Below are 16,673 nucleotides of genomic sequence, written 5' to 3' on the forward strand. Positions count from 1 at the left end.
GTCATTGATTTCAAGCTGCGTTGTTTCCCGCATCCACCGCACGGCTCGCGTGATGCCGGCGCAGAGCGACGAGAAATCCGGCCCGCGCGCCGGGTTCTTCCATACCACGCGGCTCATAGACATGGCGGGCAAGGAAGAAGCCCGTCAGTCGGAAGGCATCCGCCAAGGCAGCCGGATCTGCCCGCAGGCCGACACCGCCGTGCAGAAAAGCTGGCAGGGCCAGCATCCGCTCATGCCATGGCGCACCGGCATCACGCGATACGGCGCGCCCGGATTTCGGCGAAACATAGACGAGATCGGTCCTCCCACCCGTGGCCGCGCATTGCGAAAGGTCCAGCCCGAAGCCGAGTTCATCGAGCACGAACAGTTCGAAACGCGCCATCAACTCACCAGCGGCATCGATATCGTCCAGATGAGAGAGGATGATGCCGAGCGTCTCGTAAAGCCCCTCATGGGCGTCGCGCTCCGGCAAAAGGCGCAGATGCGCGGCTGCCAATTGCAGACCGTGAATCGCGGCGGCGCTATCCATCAGGCGGGCCGCGTTCATCTCCAGAGCCTCCACCTGGAAGGTGCCGAGATGCTCATCGAGGCGTGCGTGCCATACCAGGTCCACCCGGTTGCCCGGCTGCAGAACCGGCTGCTGGCGACGCGAACGGCCACCGCGCACCAATCCGAGATGGCGGCCATGCGCGCGCGTCATCGTCTCCAGGATGACGCTGGTTTCGCCATGCCTGCGCGTTCCAAGAATGATTCCCTCGTCTCGCCATTCCATATGTGGAGCTTTTCACCGCTTCGACGGCGAAATCAAGGTAAGATGGAGAAGCGCCTCACTGAGGAAAATCCAGCCCCATCTCGCGATAGCGCTCAGGATCGTCACCCCAGTTCTCGCGCACCTTCACGAACAGGAACAGATGCACCTTCTGCTCGAGGATGGCGGCAATCTCCATGCGCGCCGCCTGACCGATGGCACGGATCGTCTCGCCCTTGTGGCCGAGCACGATCTTCTTCTGGCTATCGCGCTCGACATAGATGACCTGCTCGATGCGCACCGAGCCATCTTTTTTCTCCTCCCATTTCTCGGTTTCGACATGGGACGAATAAGGCAGCTCCTGATGCAGCCTGAGATAGAGCTTCTCGCGCGTGATCTCGGCGGCGAGTTGGCGCATCGGCAGGTCGGAAATCTGATCTTCCGGATAATACCAGGGCCCGCCTGGCAATGTTTCAGCCAGATAATCGAGCAGATCCTTGCAGCCGGAGCCAGTCAGCGCCGATACCATGAAGGTACGCTGGAAAGGCACTCGCTCATTCGCGGCGGAGCTGAGCGCCAGCAACGTTTCCGGCTTCACGCGGTCGACCTTGTTGAGAACGAGGGCCATCGGCTGTCGGACATCCTTCAGCCGTTCGAGGATCGCATCGGCATCGCCCTTGATACCGCGCTCGGCGTCGATCAGAACCAACACCATGTCAGCGTCCTTTGCGCCGCCCCAGGCGGTCGTGACCATGGCGGTGTCCAACCGGCGTCTTGGCTTGAAGATACCGGGCGTATCCAGGAACACGATCTGAGCCGCGCCATGAGTGGCAATGCCGCGCACCAAAGCGCGCGTCGTTTGCACCTTGTGGGTAACGATGGACACCTTCGTACCGACCAACTGGTTGACCAGTGTCGATTTTCCGGCATTGGGCGCACCGATCAGGGCGACGAAGCCTGAGCGGGTTGCCGGCACAGCCGGTGCGGGATGACTTTCCTGCGTCACGACCTATTCTCCCCTGGCTCCTCTGGAGTCCAGACACCTTCCCTTCGCAGGAAGACGGAAGCTGCCGCTTCTTCCGCCGCGCGTCGCGAAGCGCCTCTTCCGGACGAGGGGGCAAAACCCTCGACCCGGACCGACACCGTGAAAGTGGGCTGATGGTCCGGTCCTTCACGGTTATCGATAAAATATTCGGGCCGGGCTTCGCCTATACTCGCCAGCCATTCCTGCAACTCGGACTTCGGGTTCGCCGGCTTGGCAACGACCATGCCCAGGCGCGGCTCCCAATAGCGATGCACAAAGGTACGCGCTGCATCAAGGCCACCATCACGATAGAGCGCCGCAATCAGCGCCTCCACCGCGTCGGCGAGGTAGTTGCCACCGCGCGCGCGCGCCTTCAGGGCGGCGTCTGCACGAATGAAATCGGCCAGTTCGATCTCGGCGCCGACTTCCGCGCAAGCGCGCGCATCGACCAGAGCATTGAAACGCGGCGCGATTTCGCCTTCCGGCGCATCAGGGAAGCGACGCAAGAGCAAGTCGGCGACAAGCAGGCCAAGCACCCGGTCTCCAAGGAATTCCAGGCGTTCATTGTTGGCCTTTGCCTTGACGGCGCTGGCATGGGTGAGCGCCGTCTCGAGTAGACGAACGTCCTTGAAGGCATGCCCCGTCCGATCCGCCATTGCGGCGTTGAGTGCATCGCCTGTCGGCCGCTTGAGGCCCATCAGTTGACGAAATGGAGCAGGCGCGAGACACGCAGATCGGTCGGCCATTTCCAGATTTCGAGCGGGCTTGCTCCACCCGCTATGGAGAAGAAGAGGATGTTCGCGCGCCCGACCAGATTCTCCGCTGGCACGAAGCCGACCGAGAACCGGCTGTCACTGGAATTGTCGCGATTGTCGCCCATCATGAAATAGTGCCCCGGCGGCACATGGAATTCCTGGGTGTTATCGCCGATGGAATTCGGCGTCAGGTCGAGCGTGTCGTAGCTGTCGCCGTTAGGCAGCGTCTCTCGATAAACGTCAACAGGGCGATCGACTTCGGTAATGTCGGGATTGTCGATCTGGCCGACCTTCACACGCGGCACCCCAACGCCATTGATGAATAGCTGGCCATCCTTCATCTGGATGCGATCACCCGGCAGGCCGACGACACGCTTGATATAATCGACAGACGGATTGGGCGGAAACTTGAACACCACGACATCACCGCGTTCCGGTTCACCAGCCCAGATACGGCCGGAGAACAGCGGGAGCGAGAATGGCAGTGAATAATGCGAATAGCCGTAGGCCCATTTGGTGACGAAGAGATAGTCACCTTCCAGAAGTGTCGGCCGCATGGACCCGGACGGGATCGAGAAAGGCTGGAACAGAAAGGTGCGGATGACGAGGGCCAGGATCAAGGCCTGCACGATGACGCTGACGGTCTCGCCAAGCCCGCCGGATTTCTTCTCGGGTTTTTCAGCCACGCTCATCTTGTCCTCGGTTGTATCGGTGGCTGGTATACGGGCTCAAAGCGCGCGTGGCAAACGTCAATCCCGGCCTGAAACCATCATTGTGGCGCTTGTTCGGCAGGTATGGCCTCAATGATCACAAAGGCTTGAGCCAAGGGGAAATCGTCAGTGATCGTGAGGTGAATCAATGCGCCGTAATCGGCAGGTAAAAGCGTGGCGAGCCGTGCCGCAGCCCCTCCTGTCAGCCACATGGTCGGCTTGCCGCTGGGCAGATTGACGACACCCATATCGCGCCAGAATACACCTTGCGAGATGCCGCTGCCGAGCGCCTTGGCGCAGGCCTCCTTGGCCGCGAAACGCTTGGCATAAGAAGCGATGCGAGCGCGACGCCCTTCCGAACGCGCCTGCTCGATATCGGTATATATGCGCGTGATAAAGCGCTCGCCGTAGCGCTCAAGCGACTTTTCGATGCGGCGTATGTCGATAAGATCGCTGCCGATGCCGACGATCATTGTGCAGGCGAGCCTATGCCGCCATCAGCGCAAGCCGCCTGGTTCACCTTGGCCAACCGCTCAGCGAAACGCTTGCGTCGCCGGTCCTGGAACCGGCCCACGCCCCAACGCGTCACAGCATAAAAAATCAACCCGGTAGCGATGCCAAGGGGAACCGCGCCAACCAGCATCGGTTTCAGGATCGGCCCCCACAGTTGCGAAACTGTCAGATCATGCAACATGGCGCCGAGGTGCGCCGGTGTGCCATGGTGCGGCAGATGGTGATGCAGCATCAGTTTTCCGGTTTCCCAGGAGGCCCCCCACAGGAACGGAAAAGTGACCGGATTGCCGAGCGCTGTTCCCAGGATGGCGGCAACAAGATTGCCGGCAATCATGTAGGAAACCGCCGCGGCGATGATGAAATGGACGCCGAGCGGGAAGAACGATGCAAACACCCCCGAAGCCACACCGGCCGCCACGGCATGTGGCGTCGCTTTGAGACGGAAGATGCGCTTCAGAAAATACTGTAACGAGCGCGAAAAAGACCGTCGCGGCCACAGCCACAGGCGGAACCGCTCCCAATAACTTTCCGAAACTCTACGCCTGAACAACATACTTCGAGTTTACCGACCAATGCCTGCCGTGGGCAAGCGTCATATGTTGCGGCTGCCCGGCTTGATCGGCGGAATGGCGGCAAGCTCGGGAGGCAGTTTGTCGGCGGGATAAGCCGGAACCTCGTATTGTGCAAGCGCGATCAACGGGACGCCGACATCAACTTTGCCGGCGGAACGATCTATGATGCATGCTCCGGCCGCGACGTCGGCACCAAGATCGCGCAGACATTCGATGGTTTCACGGATCGACAGGCCGGTCGTAACAATATCTTCGACAATGACCACACGTGCGCCCCTTTCGATTTCGAAGCGCCGCAATCGAAAGGTGCCCTGCTCACGCTCGACCCAGATTGCCGGTGCGCCGAGATGCCGCGACGTCTCATAGGCCGGGATCAAGCCACCAATGGCGGGGCCGACAACATAATCAATATTTCCCGAAACTTCCGTGCGTATCTTGGCAGCAAGCGACTTGCACAATTTCTCGGTCTTGTCGGCATGCATGAAGACGCGCGCTTTTTGCAGGAAAACAGGGCTTCTCAAGCCAGAAGTCAGGATGAAATGCCCCTCCAGCACAGCTCCCGCCTCACGAAAAATCTCCAGCACCTGCTCCGTATTCATGCTTCGCCACCAGTTCCGTCAGCCATTCACGCGCTTGGCATCGCTGACGCTAGAATTTTCCTTGAGCTGCGACAGCAGCCGGTTCAGGTGCTTCAAATCCCACACTTCTAGATCGACCAACATCTCAGTAAAGTCGGGGGCGGTGCGCACCATCGACAGCGTATGGATGTTGGCGTCGTTCGATGCAACCACCTGCGCAATATCGGCAAGGGAACCTGGCGCATTGATCGCTGTCACGGAAACACGTGCCGGAAAGCGCTCCTTGTTGTTCTCGTCAATGTCCCAGCGCACGTCGATCCAGCGCTCCGGCTGATCGTCGAACGCGGTCAGCGAGGGCGATTGGATCGGATAAATGGTGATGCCGGAGCCCGGCTGGACGATACCGACGATGCGATCGCCGGGAACGGCGCCTTCGGGCGCAAAGCGCACTGGCAAATCGCCCCTCACACCCCGGATGGGAACGGCCCCATCTTTCTGCTGATCCTTGCCACGCCTTGAGCGCCCAGGCATCTTGAACAGCATGCCGGCAGCATTGCGAATTCTCGACCAACCCTCCTCGCGCTGCTTCGGTACCGGCGCGGTCACGCGCTCATCCTGGTAATCGGGAAAGACCGCCTTGATGACATCCGCCGAGGCAAGCTCGCCACGACCAACGGCGGCAAGTACATCCTCTATGTCCTTGCGTGCGAGCCTGTGCAGAACCGGCTTCAGGCTTTCCTTGGAAAAGGCTTTGCCGGTGCGCTCGAAAGCACGCTCCAGAATCCGTATGCCGAGGCCGGAATATTGCTTGCGGATGGCGTTTTTGGTGGCACGGCGGATCGCCGCACGCGCCTTGCCGGTGACGACCATTGACTCCCAGGCGGCTGGCGGCACCTGTGCCTTGGAACGTATGATCTCGACTTCGTCACCGTTCTTCAACTCGGTCATCAGCGGCATGATGCGGCCATTGACCTTGGCGCCAACGCAACTATCCCCCACGTCCGTATGCACGGCGTAGGCGAAGTCGATGGGCGTTGCCCCGCGCGGCAAGGCAATCAGCATGCCTTTGGGCGTGAAGCAGAAAACCTGATCCTGAAACAGTTCCAGCTTGGTATTTTCAAGAAAATCCTCCGGGTTGTCACCCTCGGAAAGCTGCTCAATCGTGCGGCGCAACCAAGCATAGGCATTGCTGTCCCTGGAGATGAGATGAGCGCCTGATCCACTCGCCTTGCCACCGGTGTCCTTGTAAATGGAATGGGCGGCGACGCCGTATTCCGCAAGCTCATTCATCTCATGGGTGCGTATTTGCAATTCAATCCGCTGACGCGACGGCCCGACTATGGTGGTGTGGATCGAACGATAGTCGTTCTGCTTGGGCGTCGAGATATAGTCCTTGAAACGACCCGGCACCATCGACCAGGTCGTATGGATGGCACAGAGCGCGCGGTAACAATCCTCCACCCTGTCGACGATCACACGGAAGCCGAAAATGTCCGAAAGCTGCTCGAAGGACAGCGCCTTAGCTTCCATCTTGCGAAAGACCGACCACGGCTTTTTCTGCCGGCTCGTGACCTCAGCCTCGATACCGTATTTTTCAAACAGCGCCGAAAGCGCCTTCTCGATTTCGATCAGAACGCCCTTATTGCGCTGGAATATCTCCGCCAGTCTGGCCGTGACTGTCCGATAGGCTTCCGGATTGATATAGCGGAAGGCCAGTTCTTCCAGTTCCTCGCGCATTTCCTGCATGCCCATGCGCCCGGCGAGCGGCGCATAGATGTCCATGGTTTCCTCGGCGATACGCTGGCGCTTGGCCTCGGGGACATGGTGGAGCGTGCGCATATTGTGCAGACGATCCGCCAGTTTAACCAGAAGCACGCGCACGTCTTCCGAGATCGCCAGCAGCAGTTTGCGCAGGTTTTCCGCCTGCTCGGCTTTCTTCGAAACGAGATCAAGTTTCTTGAGCTTCGTCAGCCCTTCAACCAGCTTGCCCATTTCCGGCCCAAACAGTTCATCGATTTCAGCGCGTGTGGCAGTCGTGTCTTCGATCGTGTCGTGCAACAGGGCTACGGCGATGGTTGCCTCGTCCATACGCATGTCAGTCAGAATAGCCGCCACCTCCAGCGGATGCGAAAAATAAGGATCGCCCGACGCGCGTCGCTGATGCCCGTGCTTCTGCATGGCATAGACATAGGCCTTGTTGAGCAGCGCCTCATTCACCTCCGGTTTGTAACGCTGCACACGCTCGACAAGCTCATACTGGCGCATCATGGTCGAGTGCTCCGTGCCGACTGCAGCAAGCCTGTGTCAAGGCCGTGGCTAAAAAGACGAAAATGGGTGTCGGCTATGTGCATGATGGCATTGGCAATAGGAAAAATCCCGTTTACGCCGCTACACGTTAATGGCGCATGTCACAAATAGTCTGGAAATTCACGCTGCAAAAGTAGCAAGACACAGAGCTGACATTCGCCGTTTGCGGATTATCGAAGTTTCGTCTTCCCAGACTTCGAAATACGGAATTTTTTCATATTCAAATAGCTGATTTTGAAATCACATACCTGTTTTCCCTAATTTTCAATGCCTACGTTGCGTGAGTTTCTTGAAGGAAGATAAATGAACCTCGTCCCGCTCATTGATCTGGTCGGAGAATCCGGCGCTGCGTTCGTGGGAGGCGTGGTTCTCGGTCTTCTTTTCGGTTTCTTCGCGCAGCGTAGTGCGTACTGCACGCGTTCGGCCGTTCTCGACCTTACTCGCGGCCGGAATCTGACGGCTCTCGCCATTTGGGCGGCCGGGTTCGCCGTTGCCATTCTCGGCGTGCAAATGCTGTTGACCCTCGGCCTTATCAGCGCCACCGAAACCCGCTTCTTCTCCACTGCGCAAAGCCTGTCTGGTGCCATTATCGGCGGCCTGGCTTTCGGCATCGGCATGGTGCTGACGCGCGGCTGCGTTTCGCGATTGCTGGTGCTCGGTTCGTCCGGCAATCTGCGCGCGATCTTTTCGATCGTCATCATCGCAGCGGTTGGGCTTGCCACCTATAGCGGCGTGCTTGTGCCGTTGCGCGATACCGTCGGCGGGCTCTGGAGCACCGCACAGATCGGCGGTAACGACCTCCTGGCAGATGCAAGAGTAAGCCAATCCGCCGGGGTCATTGCCGGCATCATCCTTCTGGCCGCCGCACTCGCCTTGGCCATGGTATCGAAGGTCTCGCCATGGCGTTTCATAGGGGGGGCTGGGGTCGGCGCAACTGTCGCCGCGGGGTGGTATTTCACCTATTCGCTATCAACGCAGGTATTCGACCCGATCCAAGCGGAAAGCCTGTCTTTCATCCGTCCGCTGGCTACCACCGGCGAGATCGCCTTGGGTAGCGCAATTACGACCGGCATGGATCAGGGCCTGCTGATCGGAACGATCCTAGGCGCATTCCTGGCATCGCTAATCTTCCGCGACTTTCGTGTAGCGACTTTTTCCGAAGCCGGCGTGCCGTCCATCTGGCGTTACGTCATCGGCTCCATCTTAATGGGCTTCGGCGGCATATTGGCCGTGGGCTGCACCATCGGCGCCGGTCTTACCGGTGGTTCCGTACTGGCAATCTCGTCGCTGATCGGCCTTGCCTCAATGATTACCGGAGCGGCCATCGCCGACCGGATCATCGATGGCTCCAGGATTTTCGCTCCAGGGCAAGGCAACCGCCACGCTACCTTACCGGCAGAATAGATCATTCAATCCCCGATGCCGGGGCTTCGTCGCCATCTTGGGCGTCCGGCGTAACGTCCAGAACAGCAGCATGCATTGTGATCCTAGCTTTGCCCGGCACACAATCCTTCATGCAGGGTTCGCCTTTTTGGGCATATTCCGGCTCTTGAGCGCGGTTGTCATCGATGAAATTCGCCTCGTTCGGCAGGTGGATCGAGGTGAAGTTTTTATTCGACAGTTCGAAATCCTCATCCGTCACGACATCGTTCAGATAGAGGACGTAAGCGGTCAGCGCATAGACATCGTCGTCAGACAGTGAACGTGCATTGCCGAACGGCATGGCGCGACGGATATAGTCGTATACCGTCGACAGATACGGCCAGTAGGAGCCTACAGTCTTGACGGGTCGCTCGTCCTTAAGCGTGCCCTGCCCGCCAGCCAGCACCGGCCAACGGCCAACAGCCTCGCCAAAATCACCATGGCAGGACGAGCAACTCTCATCGAATATCTTCTCACCCTGGGCAACAGTCCCCTTGCCAACCGGCAGGCCGAGCCCGTCCGGCCGCACATCGATATCCCATGCGGCAATCTCGTCCGCCGTTGCCAGTCGCCCCAGTCCAAACACCTTGCCAGCGCCCTCCTGCTGAACCGCCGGGGCAGCTTTGGCTTGCGGCGGCTGAGCCGCTGGAGCCTCAATCTTCTCGGCCTCCTGACGTGCAGGCGTCGCGGCCTGATCGTCTATTCCAGCCATCTTGCCATCCTTCGTGAAGGATTTCAGATAGGCAACAATATTGGCAAGGTCCCCTTCCTTCTTGAAGCCTGGGAACGCCATTTTCGTACCTTTAACAAAGGCGCGCGGGTTGCCAAGAAAGGATCGCAAAGACGCCTCGTCCCACACGAGCCCACCCTCGCCGGCCTCCGTCATGGCCGACGAGTATCTATAGCCGGCCACAGTTCCGGCCTTGCGTCCGACAAGACCATTGAGTTCCGGCCCGACACGATTCTTTGCACCCTCACCGATCGCGTGACAGGCTTTACAGCGGGAGAATAGCTTTTCACCGGCCGTGGCATCCTGGCCCTGTGCAACACTGGCGCTCAGCCAGAGCCCAAGACCAGCGGCCAGCAGCAATTCAGGAAATCTCGACATTTTCAACCGCTCCGTCCGTACCAACATGCCAGGTCTGGATACCGTTATTGTGGTAGATCGAATTCACGCCTCGCACCGCACGCAGCGCGTCCTTGGAAGGTTGCACAAAACCTTTCTCGTCCACCGCGCGCGATTGCAGGAACAGTTCCGAGCCATCCCAGTCAAACTCATGGTAGAAGCGGTGCAACGCCATTGGCAGACTTGGTCCGTCGATACGCGCCGGCGTCCAGTTGCGACCGCCATCGACCGAGACATCGACGCGCTTGATGACGCCGTTTCCGGACCAGGCAAGCCCCGACACTACCAGCGGCCCTTTGCCATGCGCGATCGGCGCCTGTGGGCTGGGGCTAGTGATGACGGATTTCACATCCATGGTGAAGGTGAAGCGGCGGGCTTTGCCGTTGGCGAGAAGATCGGTGTATTTCGAGGTTTCCTCGCGTTGCTGCCAAGGCTCGTCGCCAGCCTCCAGCCGTCGCAGCCACTTCACCCACATATTGCCTTCGAAACCCGGAACGACCAGCCGGACCGGATAGCCCTGTTCGGGTCGCAGCGCCTCGCCATTCATGGCAAAGGCGATCATGCAATCGTCCAGCGCCTTTTCCATTGGGATCGATCGCGTCATGGCGGCGGCGTCCGCACCTTCGGCCAACAGCCACTTGGCCGAGCTTTTCAGGCCGGCCTCCGCCAGCACGTGCTTCAGCAGCACACCAGTGTACATGACGCAATGGACCATGCCATGCGTAAACTGGCAGCCATTGAGTTGCGCGCCACGCCATTCCATGCCGGAATTGGCCGCGCATTCGAGGAAATATATCCGGTTCTCGCGTGGGAAGCGCTTGAGGTCTTCCATAGTGAAGACCAGCGGCTTTTCGACCAGCCCATTGATCATCAGTCGATGCTCGGCCGGATCGACGGCGGCAACGCCGGCATGATGGCGCTCGAAACAAAGTCCATTCGGCGTGATGATGCCATCCAGCGCATGCAGCGGCGTGAAATTGACCGATGAAACCGGATCGGCCGTCAGCCACGGCACATTCCGGCGCACCGCCTCCTTCTCGAAGGGGGACGGCATACCGTAAGGTGACTGATCGACACCCGCGCCGGAATAGCGGTTCCAGTCCTGGATCTCTGTGATTGCTGGGTCACCACCCGCCTCGGCGGCACCGGCGCGCGCTGAAACCAGAGCACTGGCGAAAGCCGCGCCTCCCGCCAAGCCGGCTTTCAGAAAGCCACGACGCGACGCAGCCGTATCCGGCGCGCTCACTCTTGCCATTGGTTCCTCCGCTTCCAAACAATAGAAATATATGATTTTATCTATATATCAGGGCGCCGAGCGACTGTCCAATATTTGATGCTGTCAGCCCAATGGTTATTCGAGAATCTTGACCGAGCGATTTTCCGTCAGTTCAACCACCGGATTATGCTTCAGATGCTCTTCCACGACCTTCCAGATCGGAGGGCCTTCGGTGCCTTCATTCACGGAGGCCCAACCGGCGACTTGATATTCCTTCGTCGGTTCGACCGACTCACCGCTCTTAAGCAGGGTCATTCCGGAGATGCGACGCCCCATCTCCGCATTCGGATCGATACTATAGCCCATGCCACCAACCCGCACCATGTCACCGCCCTGCTGATAGTAGGGATCCTTGTTGAACAGATTGTCCGCAACGTCTTCCAGTATCGTTTTCAGAGTCTCACCGGTCATGGCCGAGCGATAGGCCGCCGGATAGGTCATCGCACAGGCATTGTGCAGATCCTCCACCGTGATCTTCTGCCCCGGCAGGACGGAGGTTCCCCAGCGGAAACCAGGTGAAAGCGCGATATCGGCCTCGCGCACCTCGAGAAGCGCCTGACAGATGAGATCGTCGAATGTGCCGTTAAAATTGCCGCGGCGATAAAGCAGGCTTTGTGTCGTACCGAGTTCACGCTTCAGTTCCGTCTCGTAGGGTGCACGCAGGCCGGCAACCAGCTTCGTCATCTCGGAATCGGGCGTAATCACATCGGAAAACACCGGGATCAGGCGGTGGCGAAAGCCCTTCATCGCGCCGCCCTGAACATCGACATCGAGGCGCGTGACGAATTTGCCATGTGAGCCCGAGGCAATCAGCAAGGTTTTTCCCACCAGAACCGGTTCCGGCAGTGCATCATGGGTGTGCCCGGTCAGGATGATGTCAATGCCTTCCACGCGACCGGCCAACGCCCGATCGACATCGAAACCGTTATGCGACAGGAACACGACCAGTTCCGCCCCTTCAGCCCGCGCCGCGGCAACATTCCTGGCCACTTCCTCTTCGCGGATGCCAAACGACCAGTTGGGGAACATCCAGCGCGGATTGGCAATAGGCGTGTAGGGGAAGGCCTGGCCGAGCACGGCAATTTTCACGCCACCCTTTTCAAACATCTTATAGGCGTCGAAAGCCGGTTCATCCCATTCAGCGTCAAAGATATTGCCACCAAGAAACGGGAACGGCAGGCTCTCGATGATTTCGTTCACACGGTCGGTGCCATAGGTGAATTCCCAATGGCCGGTCATGGCATCGGGCTCCAGTGCATTGAAGGCATCCACCATGTCCTGGCCCTTTGTCTGCAGCGCGGTATAGCTGCCCTGCCAGGTATCGCCGCCATCGAGCAGAAGCATATCGTCGCCCCGTTCCGCGCGCACGCGCCGCACGATGGTGGCGATGCGATCTATCCCGCCCATGCGGCCATAGGTTTTCGCTAGCGCGCTGAAATCTTCTGAAGTCAGGGCATAGGCCTCGGGCGAGCCTGACTCGATATTGTAAAGCTTTAAAAAATCGGAGCCGCTGATATGCGGCGGCAAGCCGGCCACCGCACCCACCCCGAGATTGGTCGAGGGTTCGCGAAAGTAAACCGGCATCAACTGCGCATGGATGTCGGTGATATGTACCAGCGTGACATTACCGAATGCACCGAAATCGAGCAAATCGCTTTCCTTGAGCGCCTGCTGTGCTGCCGCACGCGACCATTTCCCCACAAGGCCCGAGCCGGTAATGGCCGAAAGCGCCACGGTGGCAGCCAAAAATTCACGTCGTGAGAACATGGTCCTCTCCGTTCAATAGCACCCCTGCCCGGCTGTGAACCAGGTTGTCCGCACAGGGAGTGTCTTGCTGCTGGCGCGAAGCGCCGCTTGTTACTGCCGCACCGCCGGCGTTTCGACCGAGAGCCCGGTGCCACGCCAGGTCACGTAGACCTCCAGCGCCATCAACTCGTCCGAGAACGGTTTCGGCATCTCAGCGCGCGTGTCACGGATGCAGCCTCGCAGGCGATTATGCAGCGACACCATATCAGCCTGCTTCAGCCGATAGGTCGGGAAGCCGTTGGCCTGCCCTTGGCTAAGGTGGTCGGCTCGGATGTGCTTGCCCATGCTGGCTTCATGGCAGGATGCGCAGGCAAGATTAAGCTGACCCGTGCGGGTATAGTATTCCTTCTTGCCCCTGTCCCACCAACTCTGCATCTCGCCCTGCTTCAGATCGAGTTTGACCGGTGCTCCGAGCGACTGGTATTTGATGAAAGTGGTCAGCGCTTTTTGCTCGGGCGCATCGAATTTGTAAGCCTCGGCTCCCATGTTCTGGGTGCGGCACTTATCGATCTGCAACTCGATATTGATCGGCCGTTTGGCGTCCGCATCCCATTTTGGATAATGTGCAGAGATTCCCTTCATGCTTTCCGCGGCATCGTTATGGCATGAGGCACAGGATTTGCCCTTGCTGCCCTCCACCGTGTTCCATATCTCCTGACCGCGCTCGACATAGAGCATGCCGGAATTCTGGAAGGAATCCGCCTCCAGTTCACGGGTCTCCGGCTCGCGGAACAACCAGCCGGAAAGCACTTCCTTGAATGGATGTCCTTCCGGCGCGGGCGCTCGCGTGATCATCTCCTGGCCGTCGATGACAAGCTTGTCGTCAACCGGGTCGGCATAGGCGCTCACCACCGAGCTTGAAACCATCGTCGCCACAGCCGCGACCGCCAAAGAGATTTTCTTCACTTGCCGTTCCTCCCCAAGCCCTCAACTTGCCGGTCGCCGACCGATAAGCGCAATCAGCTTACTTCGATCTTCTGCTCGTCAGTGTAGACAGATCCGTCATCATCAACCCAGGAGAACTTGAACATGCCGCTTTCCGGCACCTTTGCCCTGAACTCGAAATAAGGATTGGCCGAGATCGCCGGATCCATGTCGCAAGAGAAAACGGGCTCACCGTTGAATTCACAGGTAAACTTGTTGATGATCTTACGCGGAATGATCTTGCCTTCCTTGTCCTTGCGCTGGCCGGATTCCATCTTGTGGCTGATCAGCGTCTTTATGACGATGGTCTCGCCGGCTTTGGCCGTCTTCGGAACTTTAACGCGTGGCTTCGGTTTTGCTGCCATTATTCAATACTCCAAGGAGGGGATGCTAAATCGGATGACATGAACCGTCAGCCGCCGCAGCCTCCGATAGTGACTTTGACTTCCTTCTTGTCCACGAAAGTAGACCCATCCGCCATCTTGGCGACAGCGTAGACCGTCTGCGTCTTGGCGAGCCGCATGCGCGTCGTGGCCTCAGCAACCCCGCTCATGGCGGTGAAATTGAAGGTGGCGACATCCGGATTGGGATTTCCATCGGCTAGGATCAGCACGGACTCAACCATATCGTCACCGCTCATGGCGCTTTCGACCTTGACTGAAATCGGCACAGTGTTGCCGTTTTCAGCAATCTCAGGCGCGGTCAGTGTGATCTTTCCGGTGCCGGGCTCCTTGCCACCCGCAAATTCTGTGATTCGCTTAGCCGTCTCCTCGGCCGCGGCATTTGCCGGTAACGCCGTGAACCCGGTTGTGGCAAAGGCGACCGCACCCGCGGAAAGAGCCAGCGCCTGTCGTCTATTCAAATTCATCGTCTTCATCTCCGTGCGTTTCCGCTATTCCTTCAGCGTCGCCAGATAAGCGACAACATCTTCAACCTGCTGCGCGCTCAGAACCGTCTTGCCGACCAGATCCTTGCGGACATTGATGCCGACTTCGAGCGAATAAAAACCCGGCATGACCGTCTCGGGGCCGAACACTTTCTTGGAATCGCTCACAATCGCGCGAAGCTGTGCCGGCGACCAGCGATCGGCAACACCATCCAGCGAGGGGCCGACATTGCCCTGGAAAAGCTGCTTCGGCATGGCCTTATTCTCATGGCAGGCCAGACAATTGCCGAGCTTTCTGTCGGCGAACACCTTGGCGCCCTCCTCGGCATTACCTGCAACGCCGGTCAGCGATGCATTAACGGCATAGTCCTCGAACTTGACATCCGTCGGCGCTATTTCGGCCGCGAACGCAACACTCCCACACATAGCAGCGGCCGACGCCGCCACCAGGATTCCTGCCAAATTCATCCGTTCGCTCCCTCCAAACGCGGGCGCCGGCAAAGGCCCCCGCCGTTTCCCTCATAAACAGGTTAGCCGCACTTTTTCAAACCATCAATTAAAAAATATGATTTTCTGCATATATTGACCGAGCGGTCATTCGGCATCCAACTTTCCAGCCGCGCGCAGTTCCTTGATGTGGCGTGCGTGATAAATCTGGAAGTGCTCGTCTTTTTCATATCCCTTCTCGCGTACCCAGCGAAACATATCCAGGAATGTCCATTTTCCGAATGCCCCCGGCATTGTGGCCACCGCAGCCTCGGCGACGGTCTTGCCGGCCGGCACCTCGTCGGGCAGAAAAACGATGGTCGGGGTAAAGACATAGCCCCATTTGCGTGCAGCTTTCTTTTCGGTCAGTACCTCGCCGTCGAGGTCCGTGACCTCCTCATCGCCAAACATATTGTATTGAACGACCTTGAAGTTGGCCTTGATGTAGTCTCGAACTTCCGGGTCAGAAAGCAGCTTTTCATGCATGGCGGCGCAATAAATGCAGCCACGTTGCTCGAAGATGATGGCAAGACGCTTATTGTCGGCCTTCGCAGCGCGAATGTCGTCTGCCATGTCGCGGAAAGTCAGCGCAAACCAGTCTTCCTTATGCAAGCCGTCGTCGCCCAGTTCCGAAGCGACGGCTGGCATTGCCACGGCCAGAAAAGCGGCAAGCGCAAATGTTACGTTGCGTATCGATGTGATCATCATGCCATCCTCCTAACCGATTGTCTGAAATATAGGAAACGTTTCGAGCAGCCAGTAGGAAATCGCCGACATACGGCCGGTGATGAACAGAATGCCGGTGACCACCAGCAGTCCGCCCATTGCCATTTCCACCTTATGCATATGTCGCTTGAAACGTGTTGCCCAGTTGAGAAACGGGCCGGCAAAGAACGCGGCTAGAATGAAAGGTATGCCGATGCCGAGCGAATAGACGGCCAGCAGCACCGCGCCCCTACCTGCGGTTCCGGTTGAACCCGCGACGAAAAGGATGGCCGCCAACACGGGGCCGACGCAAGGCGTCCAGCCAAAGGCAAAGGCCAGACCGACGACATAAGCGCCGATGAAGCCCGCCGGTTTCCGCGCTACCTGCACGCGTGCCTCGCGATAGAGCATCGCAATGCGGAAAACGCCGAGGAAATGCAGCCCCAGTATGATGATAATGATCCCGGCAATGATCGAAAGAATGTCGAAATGCTGGGCAATGGTCTTGCCAACCACGCTCGCCGTGGCACCGAGCGCGATAAACACCGTGGTGAAGCCGAGTACGAAAGCGATGGCCGCGGCCAGCACCCGGCGGCGCCGGGCGGCATACTGATCCTCGGCCCTCAACTCCTCGAAGCTGACACCGGCAAGCCAGGCCAGATAAGGTGGCACGATGGGCAAGACACAGGGCGAGACGAAGGACAGCAGGCCCGCCAGAAACGCACCGCCAAGGCTTACATCGAGCATATCCCCTCCTGCCCCTCTGCCGCATCGACAAACGACGCTTCACGGTGGAAGATATTCGGAAAATACTATATGTTGCAAACGCAATTGG

At 58.6% G+C, this 16,673-nt stretch carries 18 protein-coding genes; 1 reads left to right on the forward strand and 17 read right to left on the reverse strand.

Features of this window, described 5'->3' with window-relative positions; genetic code table 11:
• Nucleotides 1–10: 10 nt before the first annotated feature.
• The 8 genes from recO to BFN67_RS21770 all read right to left on the reverse strand — a co-directional run bounded on the left by recO (nucleotide 11) and on the right by BFN67_RS21770 (nucleotide 7,168).
• On the reverse strand, nucleotides 11–772 hold the full coding sequence (recO, locus tag BFN67_RS21735; RefSeq protein WP_080921547.1) for a DNA repair protein RecO: 762 nt from the start codon (nucleotides 770–772) through the stop codon (nucleotides 11–13).
• A gap of 55 nt (nucleotides 773–827) precedes the next feature.
• Entirely contained in the window at nucleotides 828–1,754 is a 927-nt protein-coding gene (gene era, locus BFN67_RS21740; protein ID WP_080921548.1) for a GTPase Era, read from the reverse strand.
• Nucleotides 1,751–2,470, reverse strand: coding sequence for a ribonuclease III (gene rnc, locus BFN67_RS21745; RefSeq protein ID WP_080921549.1), 720 nt, complete (start codon nucleotides 2,468–2,470; stop codon nucleotides 1,751–1,753). The genes era and rnc overlap by 4 nt, the downstream gene beginning before the upstream one ends.
• Nucleotides 2,470–3,219, reverse strand: a complete 750-nt coding sequence (lepB, locus tag BFN67_RS21750) for a signal peptidase I (protein WP_080921550.1) — start codon at nucleotides 3,217–3,219, stop codon at nucleotides 2,470–2,472. Before lepB ends, rnc begins: the two co-directional genes overlap by 1 nt.
• A gap of 77 nt (nucleotides 3,220–3,296) precedes the next feature.
• Nucleotides 3,297–3,710: a holo-ACP synthase gene (gene acpS, locus BFN67_RS21755; protein ID WP_080921551.1), complete on the reverse strand. Its 414-nt coding sequence runs from the start codon at nucleotides 3,708–3,710 to the stop codon at nucleotides 3,297–3,299.
• Nucleotides 3,707–4,303 (reverse strand): DUF2062 domain-containing protein, encoded by a 597-nt coding sequence (locus BFN67_RS21760; RefSeq protein ID WP_080921552.1) that lies wholly within the window; start codon nucleotides 4,301–4,303, stop codon nucleotides 3,707–3,709. Before BFN67_RS21760 ends, acpS begins: the two co-directional genes overlap by 4 nt.
• A 39-nt stretch (nucleotides 4,304–4,342) precedes the next feature.
• A complete protein-coding gene (pyrE, locus tag BFN67_RS21765; protein ID WP_080921553.1) occupies nucleotides 4,343–4,921 on the reverse strand; it encodes an orotate phosphoribosyltransferase in 579 nt (192 codons plus the stop codon).
• An 18-nt stretch (nucleotides 4,922–4,939) separates the two neighbouring features.
• Nucleotides 4,940–7,168, reverse strand: coding sequence for a RelA/SpoT family protein (locus tag BFN67_RS21770; protein WP_080921554.1), 2,229 nt, complete (start codon nucleotides 7,166–7,168; stop codon nucleotides 4,940–4,942).
• Nucleotides 7,169–7,510: 342 nt separating this feature from the next.
• Here BFN67_RS21770 and BFN67_RS21775 point away from each other — a divergent pair, with 342 nt between their 5' ends.
• Nucleotides 7,511–8,611, forward strand: a complete 1,101-nt coding sequence (locus tag BFN67_RS21775; RefSeq protein ID WP_080921555.1) for a YeeE/YedE family protein — start codon at nucleotides 7,511–7,513, stop codon at nucleotides 8,609–8,611.
• A gap of 1 nt (nucleotide 8,612) precedes the next feature.
• On the opposite strand, the gene BFN67_RS21780 is transcribed toward BFN67_RS21775, so the two are convergent.
• From BFN67_RS21780 to BFN67_RS21820, 9 genes are all read right to left on the reverse strand, one after another.
• On the reverse strand, nucleotides 8,613–9,719 hold the full coding sequence (locus BFN67_RS21780; protein ID WP_245295368.1) for a c-type cytochrome: 1,107 nt from the start codon (nucleotides 9,717–9,719) through the stop codon (nucleotides 8,613–8,615).
• A 1-nt stretch (nucleotide 9,720) separates the two neighbouring features.
• Nucleotides 9,721–11,010: a sulfite dehydrogenase gene (gene soxC / locus BFN67_RS21785; protein ID WP_080921557.1), complete on the reverse strand. Its 1,290-nt coding sequence runs from the start codon at nucleotides 11,008–11,010 to the stop codon at nucleotides 9,721–9,723.
• A 96-nt stretch (nucleotides 11,011–11,106) separates the two neighbouring features.
• Complete coding sequence (gene soxB, locus BFN67_RS21790) at nucleotides 11,107–12,798, reverse strand: thiosulfohydrolase SoxB (RefSeq protein WP_080921558.1); 1,692 nt, start codon at nucleotides 12,796–12,798, stop codon at nucleotides 11,107–11,109.
• A gap of 90 nt (nucleotides 12,799–12,888) precedes the next feature.
• Entirely contained in the window at nucleotides 12,889–13,704 is an 816-nt protein-coding gene (gene soxA / locus BFN67_RS21795; protein ID WP_080921634.1) for a sulfur oxidation c-type cytochrome SoxA, read from the reverse strand.
• A 92-nt stretch (nucleotides 13,705–13,796) separates the two neighbouring features.
• The gene (gene soxZ, locus BFN67_RS21800; RefSeq protein WP_080921559.1) at nucleotides 13,797–14,126 is read right to left on the reverse strand and encodes a thiosulfate oxidation carrier complex protein SoxZ; all 330 of its coding nucleotides are present in this window, start codon (nucleotides 14,124–14,126) and stop codon (nucleotides 13,797–13,799) included.
• 47 nt (nucleotides 14,127–14,173) lie between these two features.
• Complete coding sequence (gene soxY, locus BFN67_RS21805) at nucleotides 14,174–14,629, reverse strand: thiosulfate oxidation carrier protein SoxY (RefSeq protein WP_080921560.1); 456 nt, start codon at nucleotides 14,627–14,629, stop codon at nucleotides 14,174–14,176.
• A gap of 24 nt (nucleotides 14,630–14,653) precedes the next feature.
• Entirely contained in the window at nucleotides 14,654–15,115 is a 462-nt protein-coding gene (gene soxX, locus BFN67_RS21810) for a sulfur oxidation c-type cytochrome SoxX (protein WP_080921561.1), read from the reverse strand.
• A gap of 126 nt (nucleotides 15,116–15,241) precedes the next feature.
• On the reverse strand, nucleotides 15,242–15,841 hold the full coding sequence (locus BFN67_RS21815; protein WP_139789290.1) for a SoxW family protein: 600 nt from the start codon (nucleotides 15,839–15,841) through the stop codon (nucleotides 15,242–15,244).
• A gap of 9 nt (nucleotides 15,842–15,850) precedes the next feature.
• A complete protein-coding gene (locus BFN67_RS21820; RefSeq protein ID WP_080921562.1) occupies nucleotides 15,851–16,585 on the reverse strand; it encodes a cytochrome c biogenesis CcdA family protein in 735 nt (244 codons plus the stop codon).
• Between the last annotated feature and the right edge of the window lie 88 nt (nucleotides 16,586–16,673).

The sequence above is a fragment of the Manganibacter manganicus genome (assembly GCF_002075885.1).
Classification (GTDB): domain Bacteria; phylum Pseudomonadota; class Alphaproteobacteria; order Rhizobiales; family Rhizobiaceae; genus Mesorhizobium; species Mesorhizobium manganicum.